The following is a 12160-nucleotide window of genomic DNA, read 5'->3' as shown; positions in this document are numbered from 1 at the left end:
AAGCGAGGCCAACGGTCCGAGGAGGGAGCCACCGATGATCCTGCTCCGTCGCCTGCTGGGTGACGTGCTGCGTCGGCAGCGCCAACGTCAGGGCCGTACTCTGCGCGAAGTGTCCTCCTCGGCACGCGTCTCCCTCGGTTACCTCTCGGAGGTGGAGCGGGGGCAGAAGGAAGCTTCCTCCGAACTTCTGGCCGCCATCTGCGACGCTCTGGAGCTGCGGATGTCGGAGCTGCTGCGGGAGGTCAGCGACGAGCTGGCCCTCGCCGAGCTCGCCCAGTCCGCCGCGAGCGACGCCGTGCCGTCCCTGGGCGTCCCGCCCGGCAGGACGCTGGAGCGTCCCATGCTCAACCCGGTGCGTGTGACGTCCGTCACTCACCGTCCCGACGAGCGCGTCACGATCAAGGCCCCCGCCGAGGCCGTGGACGTCGTCGCCGCCTGATCGCGGCCTGACCCCGTCCCCGTTCTCCGATTCCTTCGCCAGAGCCTCACGTCCGAGTCCTTCGGCCCCCGTGGCCCGACGCCGGAGCGGACATCCGGCCCGTCTCCCGGCCGCTCAGGGGCGAAGCCGCAGACCGCGCGGCGTCGCGTGGAAGCCCGCGCGCTCCAGCAGACCAGTCCACAGGGAGTCGGCCAGCACCGCCGCGCCGTTCACCCGCTCGACGGTGAGCGTGCCCACCGCCCCCTGCCGCACGGCGTGGGCGAGCGCCTCGGCGGCTGACAGCAGCGACGCCTCGGCCCCGCCGGGATCGCCCTCCGCCTCCGCGGGCCAGGCCAGCAGCGTCCGGCCACCCCGCTCCACGTACAGCGTCAGCGCGCCCCCCACCAGCACCACCAGGGCCCCGGCCTTGCGGCCCGGCTTGTGCCCCGCGGCCTGCGGAGCCTCGGGCCACGGCAGGGCGGCGCCGTAGGCGTTGGCCGGGTCCGCGGCGGCGAGCACCACCGCGCGCCGCTCCGCCTGGTGCCCCGCTCGGTCCTCGGCCGTGCTGATGGCCCGCAGCCGGTCCACGGCCCCGTCCATCGCGAACTGCGCCGCCCCCAGTCCCTCCACCACGTATCCGCGCCGAGCCTGTCCGCTCTCCTCGAACGCCGACAGCACGCGATACGCGGCGGCGAAGCCGCCCTCCACCCCTTCGGCGGCCACGGCGCCACGCGTGACCACCCCGTGCCGGTCCAGCAGTGTGCGGGCCAGGGCGTGGGCGCGCAGCGTGGGGTCCGTCTCCCGCTCGGGCAGCAGCGACCAGCGGCCCGCCACCGTCGGCGGGCCGCTCCGCGACGCCGGGGCGCGCCCCGCACGGCCACCGGGCGCGGCGGCCATGCTGTACCGGCCGCGCGGCGCCGACCGCTTCGCCCGGTGGGCCACGGACCCGGCGGTGCGGCCCGCGCCGAGCAGCGCGCGCAGCGGGCCGAGCGTGTCGTTCGTCAGCCGACCGGACCAGGCCAGCTCCCAGACCACCTCGGCCAGCCGGGCGTCCGGCAGCTCGTGGCCCGCGGCCCGCACCTGCTCGGCTATCTGCCGGAAGAACAGCCCGTACCCCCCGGCCAAGGCCTCGAGCACCGCGTCGTGGACCGGCGAGAGCTCCAGGGGCCGTGGTGGGGGCAGCAGCAGCGGCGCGCCGTCGGCCGGGTACAGGGAGATCCAGCCGTCCGTGCCGGGCAGCGCGCCCGCGCCCGCCCAGACCACCTCGCCCGAGGCCGTCAGCTCGTCCAGCAGCGGCGGGGCGTACCCCACCACCCGGGACGGCAGCACCAGCCGTTCCAACGCGGAGGCGGGGACCGGGGCGCCCTGCAGCTGCTCGACGGCCCGCAGCAGCCCGTCGACGCCGCGCAGGCCGCCGCGGGCGGGCAGGCTGCCGGCCTGCTGCCAGCGCGGGAGGAAGGACGCCAACGCCGTCGGCGGCACCGGCTCCAGCTCCTGCCGCAGCGCCGCGAGGGAGCGCCGCCGCAGCCGGCGCAGCACCGACGGCTCGCACCACTCGTGACCCACGCCGCCGGGCGTGAACTCGCCCTGCACCAGGCGGCCGTCGGCCGCCAGCCGGTGCAGCGCGCCGTCCGCGACGGCCGTGCCGAGACCGAAGCGGGCCGCGACACCCTCCGAGGTGAACGGCCCGTGGGTGCGGGCGTACCGCGCCAGCAGATCACCCAGGGGGTCCCTGACCGGCTCGGTGAACGCCTCCGGCACCCCCACGGGCAACGCGGCCCCCAGCGCGTCCCGCAGCCTCCCCGCGTCCTCGATGGCCGTCCAGTGCTCCCGCCCGGCCACACGGACCCGCAGCGCGCGGCGGGCGTCGGCCAGCTCGCGCGCCCACTCCGGCCGGGCGCCCCGCTCGGCCAGCTCGTCGTCGGTCAGCGGCCCGAGGACCCGCAGGACGTCGGCGACGCCCTCGGCGTCCCGCACCCGGCGCTCCGGTGTCAGCCACTGCAGCTCCCGCTCCAGCTCCGCCAGCACCCCGGGGTCGAGCAACTCCCGGAGCTCGGCGCGGCCCAGCAGCTCGGCCAGGAGCCGGGAGTCCAGCGACAGGGCCGCGGCGCGGCGCTCAGCCAGCGGCGAGTCCCCCTCGTAGAGGTACTGGGCGACGTATCCGAACAGGAGGGAGCGGGCGAACGGCGAGGGCTCCGGCGTGGTCACCTCGACCAGCCGGACCCGGCGGGCCTCCACGTCCGCCATCAGCTCCGTGAGACCCGGCACATCGAAGACGTCCTGGAGGCACTCGCGGACCGCCTCCAGGATGACGGGGAACGACCCGAACTCGCTGGCCACCGAGAGCAGCTGCGCCGCCCGCTGCCGCTGCTGCCACAGCGGGGTGCGCCGCCCCGGGCTGCGGCGCGGCAGCAGCAGCGCCCGCGCGGCGCACTCGCGGAACCGGGCCGCGAACAGCGCCGAGCCGCCGACCTGCTCGGTGACCAGCCGCTCCACCTCGCCGGCGTCGACCAGCACGTCCGCCGCGCCGACCGGCGGCGGCGCCTCGTCGAACACGGACGCTCCGAGCCCGGGGTCGGGAACGTCGGCGGAGTCGTCCGGCTCGGCGAACAGGTCGGCGTCGGGAAGCCGCAGCACGATGCCGTCGTCGGCGTGCAGGACCTGCGCGTCGAGGCCGAAGCGCTCGGTCAGGCGGGCGCCGAGCGCCAGCGCCCACGGGGCGTGCACCTGCGCTCCGAACGGCGAGTGCACCACGACCCGCCAGTCGCCGAGCTCGTCCCGGAAGCGCTCGACGACGATGGTCCGGTCGTCGGGGACGTACCCGCAGGCCTGGCGTTGCTCGTCGAGATAGGCCAGGACGTTGTCCACCGCCCAGGTGTCGAGGCCCGCGGCGGTCAGCCGCGCACGGGCCTCCTCGGGCGCCAGCCGCCCGGTCTCCCGCAGGAACGCGCCCAGCGCCCGGCCCAGCTCCAGCGGCCGGCCCAGCTGGTCCCCCTTCCAGAACGGCAGGCGGCCCGGCACGCCGGGCGCGGGCGAGACCAGCACCCGGTCGCGCGTGATGTCCTCGATCCGCCACGAGGTGGTGCCGAGGGTGAAGACGTCCCCGACGCGGGACTCGTAGACCATCTCCTCGTCGAGCTCGCCCACCCGGCCGCCGCCCCTGGACGGGTCGGCGCCGGCGAGGAAGACCCCGAACAGGCCACGGTCGGGAATGGTGCCGCCGGAGGTGACGGCCAGCCGCTGCGCGCCGGGCCGGCCCGTGACCGTGCCCGCGACCCTGTCCCACACCAGGCGGGGGCGCAACTCGGCGAAGGCGTCGGACGGATACCGACCGGCGAGCATGTCCAGCACCGCGTGGTACGCCGACTCGGGCAGCGCCGCGAAGGGCGCCGCGCGCCGCACCAGGGCCAGCAGCTCCTCCACGTCCCAGGTGTCCAGCGCCACCATGGCGACCAGCTGCTGCGCCAGCACGTCCAGCGGGTTGGCCGGGACGCGCAGCGCCTCGATCGCGCCCGTCCGCATCCGCTCGGTCACCACGGCCGCCTGCACCAGGTCGCCCCGGTACTTCGGGAGGACCACGCCGGCCGAGACCGCGCCGACTTGGTGCCCGGCGCGACCCACACGTTGCAGCCCGGAGGCGACGGAGGGCGGCGACTCGACCTGGACGACCAGGTCCACCGCGCCCATGTCGATGCCGAGCTCCAGGCTGGAGGTGGCCACGACCGCGGGCAGCCGACCGGCCTTGAGGTCCTCCTCGATGTGTGCCCGCTGCTCCTTGGCGACCGAGCCGTGGTGGGCGCGGGCCAGCACCGGCGGCGCTCCGCGAGCCGCGCCCGAGCCGCCCATCAGCTCGGCGGGGGAGTGCTCCTCGGGGAGCGGCTCGCCCGTGGCGCGCTCGTGGGCGATCTCGTTCATCCGGTTGCACAGGCGTTCGGCGAGGCGACGGGAGTTGACGAAGACGATCGTCGAGCGGTGGGCCTGGACGAGGTCGACGATCCGCTCCTCCACCGGGGGCCAGATCGACGGCCGCTCCGGCGCCTCGCCCGGGGTCTGCGGCATGACGTCCCGCACGGGGGAGCCGCCGAGCTCGCCCATGTCGGGCACCGGCACCTCCACCGACAGCCGGAACTCCTTCTCCGAGGGCGGCTGGACGACCTTCGCCGTGCGCTGCGGCGACAGGAAGCGGGCCACCTCGTCCACGGGCCGCACCGTGGCCGACAGGCCGACGCGCCGGGCGGGCCGCTCCAGGAGGGCGTCCAGCCGCTCCAGGGAGAGCGCCAGGTGCGCGCCGCGCTTGGTGCCGGCCACCGCGTGCACCTCGTCGAGGATCACCGTCTCCACGCCGGCAAGCGCCTCCCGCGCCGCGGACGTCAGCATCAGGAAGAGCGACTCGGGCGTGGTGATCAGGATGTCCGGCGGCCGGGTGACCAGCGCCCGGCGCTCGGCGGCGGGCGTGTCCCCGGTGCGGATGCCGACCCTGACCTCGGGCTCCGCCAGGCCCAGCCGCACCGACTCCTGGCGGATGCCGATCAGCGGACTGCGAAGGTTGCGCTCCACGTCGACGGCGAGGGCCTTCAGCGGCGAGACGTACAGCACGCGACAGCGGCGGCCGCGCTCGGCCGGAGGCGGCGTGGCGGCCAGCCGGTCCAGCGAGGCGAGGAAGGCCGCCAACGTCTTGCCCGACCCCGTCGGCGCGACCACCAGCACGTCCGACTCCTCCGCGATGGCCTGCCAGGCGCCCCGCTGCGCCGGCGTCGGCGCGCGGAAGGCGCGGGCGAACCACGCGCGGGTGGCCGGGGAGAAGCCGGCGAGCGCCGCGTCGGGCGCCCCACCGGGCTCGTCGGACGTGTCGGGGGTGGTCATACGCCCATCGTGCACCTCCGCACTGACAGCGGCCCGCCGCGGGGTCTGAGCGCCGCCGCACCAAGGGTTCCGCGGGGTTCCGAGGGGTTCCGTGGGGTGCCGCGGGGTTCAGAGCCTGCCGTAGGCGCGCAGCGTGCGCAGCGCCTCGACGGTGACGATCGCCCGCCGGGTGGCCGTGCTCCCCGGCGGCCAGGCGCGCCGCCCGAGCGGCCAGCCGCCGTCGTCCTGCTGCTGCGCGGCGAGCAGGTCGAGAGAGCGCTCCAGCTCGCCGTCGGTGAACCAGCGCCTGGCCAGGGAGGTGGGGCTGCGGGCGACGGCGCAGGCGAGGGGGTGGCCGCGACGGTCCTGGCCGGTCACCACCAGCCTCCGGTGGCGCACCGCGCGGCCGAGGCGGTCGCCCAGGGCCTCGGCGCGGGGACGGTCGGGCGCGCCGTCGAGGAAGGCGAGCGCCGCCAGCACCCGGCGTGGGTCGCGCGCCTCGCGCGCCTGGCGTTCCACAGCCGCCCAGGCGAAGTCCGTCGCCCGGAACAGCCAGGCGTGCCAGACACCGTTGCGGTGGAGCAGGCCGGCGACGGGTCCGGTGGCCAGCAGGTCGCCGGTGACGTGGCCGGCACCCGCCGGGGAGGCGTCCGCCCCGCCTCCCTGGCCGGTGGCGGAGCCGGCGAGCCAAGGGGCGACGGGGGCGTCCTCCCGCGTGGGGTGGAGGGTGGGCAGGGCGCCGTCGGGGGCGGAGACGCCGGTGAGGTAGTGGCAGATCCGCTCGGTGCGGCGGGCGTCGCAGCGGCCGATCTCGTCCAGGGCGCGGAGCGCGACGACGGCGTGCAGGGGTTGGCTCGCCGGCTCGCGAACGTCCGGGTCGAGGGCGTGGCCGAAGCCGTGGTCGGGGTTGCGGTAGGCGCCCAGCGCGGACTCGACGGAGTCGGGGTCGCCGTCGCGGAAGTGGTAGGCGAACCGCCGTCGTTCCAGGACGCGGGCGGTCAGCCACAGGAAGCGTTCGGCGCGGGCGAGGAGGGACGTTCGGCTGGCAGGCATCAGCCGACCGTAGGGCCGGGACGGGCGGGTGGGCAGGGGATCGGGCCGGGTTGCACCCGCGCGGCGGGATACTGGGGGCATGCGGTTGACGGACTTCTGGGAGCGGATGGAGGAGCACTTCGGCGGTGCGTACGCCGACTCCTTCGCCCGGGACCACGTCATGTCCGAGCTCGGTGGACGGACGGTGTACGAGGCGCTGGAGGCGGGCTGGGACGCCCGGGAGGTCTGGCGGGGGGTGTGCGCGGCGGTCGATGTGCCGGAGCACCTGCGGTAGCCGGGTGCCCGGGTAGCCGGGTGGCCCGGGTGGCTGCCGGGCCGTTCGCTTGACACGAAAATCGAACAGCCTTTCTCATGGTGGGACGCGAGACGGCGCCCTGTTCGGCTGATCGCCGCTCGGCGGCCGGTGGTCGGCGGTCGATTGTCAGTGGGGGGCGCTAGCGTCCCTGATTGTGAAGCGAACGAACCAGACGGACCGGGTGGCACCCATGGCAGGTACGGACCGCGAGAAGGCGCTCGACGCCGCGCTCGCGCAGATCGAGCGGCAGTTTGGAAAGGGCGCGGTGATGCGCCTGGGCGAGCGGCCGAATGAGCCGGTCGAGGTGATTCCCACCGGCGCCACGTCGTTGGACATCGCCCTCGGCGTCGGCGGGCTTCCGCGCGGGCGGGTCGTCGAGGTCTTCGGGCCGGAGTCCAGCGGCAAGACCACGCTGACGCTGCACGCGGTGGCGAACGCTCAGAAGGCCGGCGGCACGGTGGCCTTCGTGGACGCGGAACACGCGTTGGACCCCGAGTACGCCAAGCGGCTGGGGGTCGACGTCGACCAGCTGATCCTCTCCCAGCCGGACAACGGCGAGCAGGCGCTGGAGATCACGGACATGCTGATCCGCTCCGGAGCGCTGGACCTCATCGTCATCGACTCCGTCGCCGCCCTGGTGCCGCGCGCGGAGATCGAGGGCGAGATGGGGGACTCCCATGTGGGCCTGCAGGCGCGGCTGATGAGCCAGGCGCTGCGGAAGATCACGGGCGCGCTCAGCCAGTCGAAGACCACCGCGATCTTCATCAACCAGCTCCGGGAGAAGGTCGGCGTGATGTTCGGCTCCCCCGAGACGACCACGGGTGGGCGGGCGCTGAAGTTCTACGCCTCGGTGCGGTTGGACATCCGCCGCATCGAGACCCTCAAGGACGGCACCGAGGCGGTGGGCAACCGCACGCGGGTCAAGGTCGTGAAGAACAAGGTCGCCCCGCCCTTCAAGCAGGCCGAGTTCGACATCCTCTACGGCGTCGGCATCAGCCGCGAGGGTGGACTCATCGACATGGGCGTCGAGCACGGCTTCGTCCGCAAGTCCGGCGCCTGGTACACCTACGAGGGCGACCAACTCGGCCAGGGCAAGGAGAACGCGCGGAACTTCCTGCGGGACAACCCCGACCTGGCCAACGAGATCGAGAAGAAGATCAAGGAGAAGCTGGGCGTCGGGCCCAAGCCGGCGCCGGAGGCTGAGCCGGGCGCCGACGCGGCCGGAGCGGGCGCCGGATCGGCGGCCACACCGGCTGGAGCCACGAGCACCGCGGGTGCGGCGGCGGGCCGTGCCACGGCGAAGACGTCCGCCGGCTCCGCCCGTGCCACCGCCAGCAGGGCGGCCGCGGTGGCCAAGAGCTGACCGTGACCCGTCGCAGCGAGTGGCCCGAGGAGTCCTCCGAGACCTCCTTCGATGACTGCGGTGGCCTCGCCCCGTCGAGGGCCGGGGCGGGGTCGCCGCGCAGCCGGGAGGTCCCGCCGGAGGAGCGGGCTCGGGCGATCTGCCTGCGCCTGCTCACCGTGGCGCCGCGCACCCGGCGCCAGCTCGCCGACGCGCTGCGCGCCCGTGAGGTGCCCGAGTCCGCCATCGCCGAGGTTCTCGACCGCCTTCAGGAGGTCGGGCTCGTCGACTACGAGGTCTTCGCGGCCGCATGGGTGGACTCCCGGCACCACGGGCGAGGGCTGGCGCGCCGCGCCCTGGCCGGGGAGCTGCGGACCCGGGGGGTCGACGCCGCCATCATCGAGCGGGCCGTGGAGCGCCTGGACGGCGAGCAGGAGGAGGAGACCGCGCGGGCACTGGTCGCTCGCAGGCTGCGCGCGACGCGAGGGCTTGAGGAGGGGAAACGCGTGCGGCGGCTGGTCGCGATGCTGGCCCGCCGGGGGTACGCGGAGGGCACGGCCCGGCGCGTGGTCCGTGAGGCGCTCCGCGAGGAGGGCGAGGACCCCGAGATACTCGACCGGCACCTCCCGGACGCCGCGGGCTGACCCGCCACGGCGCCGCCGCACCAAGGCCCGCCCGCGTTCTCGTGGTGCGTCGCGCCCTCGGGGTCACCACGCGCCCGGTCCGTCCACTGCCGGTTCCTGGGTAGTAGGCAGCAGGCAGCAGGCAGCAGGCGACTGGCGGTCCCGGGGTGTGTCCGCACAGTCGGGTGGCGTTGGATCGGGCCACGGAGGGGACGCCGTCAGTGGCTGCCCGGGCTCTCCGTCGTGTCGGAGGCGGCTCCCGCGGGTGGCGTGTCCGGCGCGGCGGCGCCGCGCAGGGCGTGGACGCAGGCCCGCAGCCCGTCCCGCTCGGTGCCGGGCAGCGCGGCGGCCAGGTGCCCGTCCGGGCGCACCACCAGCAGGGTGTGGGGTCCCGCGCCGGGGTAGTCCTCGGTCACCAACACGTCGGCCGGCATCGGCAGCCCTCCGGCCGTGGTGGCGAGCGCGGGCATCAGTCCGGCGGACAGCCAGTGCCGGGCGTCCCACACCCGGGCACCGGGCGCGGTCAGGAGGAGGAGCACGCGGCCGCCCAGCAGCTCCCGTAGGCGGCCACGCGAGCCGTCGAGCGCCGTCACCGGCACGTCGGCGACGGCCGCCCCCGGCGGCGTCCCCGTGGCCGCGGTGCGCGCCGGAGCGGGCGCCAGGGGAGAGGTCGTGTACCGGGCGGGCGCCCCGAGCGTGCCCCGCCCGAGGTGGCCGTCGTCGATCAGCGCCAGCCAGCCCTGGCTCCGCCCGGCGAGCCGCGACGCGAGCCCGCCGCGCCCCCGCACCACCGGCAGGGCCTGGTCGACGGCCCGCAGCCGTTCGCCGACGGCCGTGCGACGTTCGGCCTCGTAGCTGTCCAGCAGGGTCTCCGCGTCCCCCTCGTGACAGGCGACGGCGAGCTTCCAGGCGAGGTTGTCCACGTCCCGCAGCCCCTCGGCGACCTGCTGGGTGCCGAGCGCGCCGAGCAGGTGCGCGGCGTCACCGGCGAGGAAGACCCGCCCGTCCCGCCAACGACGCGCCAGCCGCTGGTGGCAGATGTGCACCCCGGTGTCGAGCAGCTCGTAGGCGGGCACGTCGCCGTCGTGCCACGCGGCGAGCGTGCCGTGCAGCCGGTCCAGCACCGTCTCCGGCGTCACCAGCCCGCCGTCGGCGGGCAGCGGCCAGTCGAGCCGCCACCGCCCCCCCACGAGGGGGCGGACGGTCACCTCGCCGTGGGGCAGGCCGCGGTGCACCCCGCCCTCACCGGCCGGCCAGGGCAGCTCGGCCCCGAGCGCCGCCACCGCGTACCGCTCGACGGCCGTGCGGCCGGGGAAGGCGACGCCCAGCAGCTTCCGGACGGTCGACCGGGCGCCGTCGCAGCCCACCGCGAAGCTGCCGCGCCACCGCCGCTCCCGCCCCTCCGGCGTGTTGGTCTCGGCGGCACGCACCAGGACGCCGTCCCCCTGCTGCTCCAGTCCCGCGAGCCGGTGGCCGGCGACGACCCTGACCAGCGGCTCCTCCCCGACCACGGCGCGCAGCGCCGCCTCCAGAGCGTGCTGCGGCACGTGGAGCGGCGAGTCGTGCGCGGCGTCGCACTCCACACGCCGCACCGTCCGCCCCCGCCGCGTGCTGTGCCACGCCGTCCACCCCGTGGCCTCCGCGGCCACCCCCGGCAGTCTGGCCCAGTGGGCCAGGTCTGGTGGCAGGACACAACTGCGGGCCCATCGCCGGGGCGATGGGCCCGCCTGGTTGTCGAGCACGAGGCTCGGGACGCGGTAACGGGCGAGGGCGACCGCCAGCGCCAGCCCGGTGGGCCCCGAGCCGGCAATGATCACGGGCAGCACAGCACGTATGGAACCCAGCGGGTGTTCACCCGTCAAGTCAGCGCTGGTGGACGGCACCGAGTCCGGTCAGCCCGCCCGGTCCTCCTTGTCCTCGTCCTGTGCCCCCACGCCCACGGCGCCGCCGCCGACAGCCACCACGCCCTGGCCTGGGCGCTCCGCGTCGAGAGCGTCCCCGACACCCGCCACCAGCACGGTGCCGGTGGAGCGCTTGCCGCGCCTGATCCGGCCCTCCAGCCAGCTCGCGAAGCTCGTGAGCAGGAAGTTCACCAGGATGTAGATCAACGCCACCACGGTGACGGCCGCGATGAGGTTGGCGTAGTTCGCGCTGATCAGGGAGACGGTGCCGAGCAGTTCCGTGGTGCTGAGCATCGCGCCGCCGAGCGCGGTGTCCTTGAGGATGACCACCAGCTGACTGACGATCGCAGGCAGCATGGCGGTGACCGCCTGCGGCAGCAGCACGCTGACCATGGTCTGGCTCCTGCGCATGCCGATGGCCATCGCCGCGTCGCTCTGGCCCCGTGGCAGTGCCAGGACGCCGGCCCGCACCACCTCGGCGAGCACCGAGGCGTTGTAGAGGACCAGGCCCGTCACCATGGCGTACATCGGCCGCGACGCGGGGTCGAGGTCGGTCCACATGGCGTAGGCCTCGTTGGCGAAGAGCATCAGCACCAGGACGGGGATGGCGCGGAAGAACTCGACGACGACGCCGGCCGGCAGCCGGATCCACCGGTGCTCCGACAGCCGCCCGATGCCGAGGACCGCGCCCAGCGGCAGGGCGATCACCATGGCGAGGAACGCGGCGACGAGGGTGTCCCACAGGCCCGGCAGCAGGAAGGTGGTCCAGATGTCGGAGTCCGTGAAGAACGGCTTCCACAGGTCCCACTCCAGCTGCCCCTTGTCGGACAGCACCCCCCACACCCACCAGGCACCGAGCGCGAGGAGGCCGAGGAAGACGACGGTGTACAGCGTGTTCCGCGCGCGGGCCCTGGGGCCGGGGGCGTCGTACAGAACGGAGAGGTCACTCATCGCTTCACCGCCGCGCGCTTGGCGACCAGGCCCAGGAGCAGGCCGGTCGGGAGGGTCAGGATGATGAAGCCGAGGGCGAAGATGCTGACGATCGGGATCAGCTGCGCCTCGTTCTCGATCATCTCCCGCATGAGGAAGGCCGCCTCGGCGACGCCGATCGCGGCGGCGACCGTGGTGTTCTTGGTCAGCGCGATCAGTACGTTGGCCAGCGGGCCGATGACGGAGCGGAACGCCTGGGGCAGCACGATGAGGGTCAGCACCTGGAAGAAGCTCAGCCCCAGCGCACGGGCCGCCTCGGCCTGGCCGACCGGCACCGTGTTGATGCCGGAGCGCAGCGCCTCGCACACGAAGGTCGAGGTGTAGAGGACGAGACCGAGCACCGCCATCCGGAACGCGAGGGTGTCGGTACCGAAGTCGGCCCACATCGTCATGCTCAGCGTGTACGCCAGCAACTGGGCGCAGGCCACCAGGACGAGGGTGAGGGGGGTGTTGCGGAAGACGTGCACGTAGATCGTGCCGAACGCCCGCATCACCGGGACGGGACTGACCCGCATCGCGACCAGGATCGTTCCCCAGATCAGCGAGCCGATCGCGGAGAAGACGGTGAGCTGCACCGTCGTCCAGAACGCCCCGAACAGGTCGTAACGGTCTAGATCAAGGAAGTCGAACACGAGTTCTCGCAGGTTCGCCTAGGGGATCTCGGAAAAAGGAACGTGGCGCGCCCGCCACACGTCG

At 74.9% G+C, this 12160-nt stretch carries 9 protein-coding genes; 4 read left to right on the top strand and 5 right to left on the bottom strand.

The window, feature by feature from the left end; translation table 11 throughout:
• Positions 1-34 precede the first annotated feature (34 nt).
• The gene (locus tag ACTWP5_RS25200; protein ID WP_443223399.1) at positions 35-439 is read left to right on the top strand and encodes a helix-turn-helix domain-containing protein; all 405 of its coding nucleotides are present in this window, start codon (positions 35-37) and stop codon (positions 437-439) included.
• Positions 440-553: 114 nt separating this feature from the next.
• Here the strand turns inward: ACTWP5_RS25200 and ACTWP5_RS25195 are convergent, their stop codons facing one another.
• Positions 554-5281, bottom strand: coding sequence for an ATP-dependent helicase (locus ACTWP5_RS25195; RefSeq protein ID WP_443223398.1), 4728 nt, complete (start codon positions 5279-5281; stop codon positions 554-556).
• Between the two features lie 108 nt (positions 5282-5389).
• Positions 5390-6313 (bottom strand): hypothetical protein, encoded by a 924-nt coding sequence (locus ACTWP5_RS25190; RefSeq protein WP_443223397.1) that lies wholly within the window; start codon positions 6311-6313, stop codon positions 5390-5392.
• Positions 6314-6392: 79 nt separating this feature from the next.
• Between ACTWP5_RS25190 and ACTWP5_RS25185 the strand changes: the two genes are divergently transcribed.
• The 3 genes from ACTWP5_RS25185 (at position 6393) to ACTWP5_RS25175 (ending at position 8594) form a co-directional block, all read left to right on the top strand.
• On the top strand, positions 6393-6587 hold the full coding sequence (locus tag ACTWP5_RS25185) for a DUF3046 domain-containing protein (RefSeq protein WP_443223396.1): 195 nt from the start codon (positions 6393-6395) through the stop codon (positions 6585-6587).
• Between the two features lie 211 nt (positions 6588-6798).
• A complete protein-coding gene (recA, locus tag ACTWP5_RS25180; RefSeq protein WP_443223395.1) occupies positions 6799-7971 on the top strand; it encodes a recombinase RecA in 1173 nt (390 codons plus the stop codon).
• A gap of 2 nt (positions 7972-7973) precedes the next feature.
• Positions 7974-8594: a regulatory protein RecX gene (locus tag ACTWP5_RS25175; RefSeq protein ID WP_443223394.1), complete on the top strand. Its 621-nt coding sequence runs from the start codon at positions 7974-7976 to the stop codon at positions 8592-8594.
• Between the two features lie 197 nt (positions 8595-8791).
• On the opposite strand, the gene ACTWP5_RS25170 is transcribed toward ACTWP5_RS25175, so the two are convergent.
• The 3 genes from ACTWP5_RS25170 to ACTWP5_RS25160 all read right to left on the bottom strand — a co-directional run bounded on the left by ACTWP5_RS25170 (position 8792) and on the right by ACTWP5_RS25160 (position 12096).
• Positions 8792-10399 carry an FAD-dependent oxidoreductase gene (locus ACTWP5_RS25170; RefSeq protein WP_443223393.1) on the bottom strand — a complete coding sequence of 536 codons (1608 nt, stop codon included), beginning with the start codon at positions 10397-10399 and terminating at the stop codon, positions 8792-8794.
• A 66-nt stretch (positions 10400-10465) separates the two neighbouring features.
• Positions 10466-11425 (bottom strand): amino acid ABC transporter permease, encoded by a 960-nt coding sequence (locus ACTWP5_RS25165; RefSeq protein WP_443223392.1) that lies wholly within the window; start codon positions 11423-11425, stop codon positions 10466-10468.
• Positions 11422-12096, bottom strand: a complete 675-nt coding sequence (locus ACTWP5_RS25160) for an amino acid ABC transporter permease (protein ID WP_443223391.1) — start codon at positions 12094-12096, stop codon at positions 11422-11424. The genes ACTWP5_RS25165 and ACTWP5_RS25160 overlap by 4 nt, the downstream gene beginning before the upstream one ends.
• Positions 12097-12160: the final 64 nt, after the last annotated feature.

The sequence above is a fragment of the Streptomyces sp. 4N509B genome (assembly GCF_052245655.1).
Classification (GTDB): Bacteria; Actinomycetota; Actinomycetes; order Streptomycetales; family Streptomycetaceae; genus Streptomyces.
This window is presented reverse-complemented; position numbering and strand designations above follow the sequence as displayed.